The organism is Chryseobacterium sp. SIMBA_029, assembly GCF_046535275.1.
GTDB lineage: Bacteria > Bacteroidota > Bacteroidia > Flavobacteriales > Weeksellaceae > Chryseobacterium.
The window spans coordinates 1-253 of sequence record NZ_JAWRXA010000608.1 but is presented as its reverse complement, the minus strand read 5'-3'; the positions used below and the strand labels follow the sequence as shown (position 1 = coordinate 253).

General features: G+C 51.8%; 1 protein-coding gene. It reads left to right on the top strand.

Annotation, left to right across the window (positions count from 1 at the left end; genetic code table 11):
* Positions 1–43: 43 nt before the first annotated feature.
* A partial coding sequence (locus SB679_RS25420) for a hypothetical protein (RefSeq protein ID WP_410705126.1) occupies positions 44–253 on the top strand: 210 nt, incomplete at its 3' end.

The window sequence follows — 253 nt, the reverse complement described above, 5'->3', positions numbered from 1 at the left end:
AGTAATCAGTATCGGAGTAAGCGCGAGTAAAATCCCATTTGAGATGAGAGGGATTTCGCACACTGCTCCGAATTCCTTTGGAGGAAGCGAAATGAGCCAGAATTATCAGCCGGGCGGCGACACCGAGACCAATAACATCGGTGCGCTTGCAGACGGCTTCCTGGGCAATACCGCAATCAATGATCCGGACACTTCGGATAATTCCACCGCTTATATTGGCGGCCTCGCCAATGGCGACAATCGTGACAACACG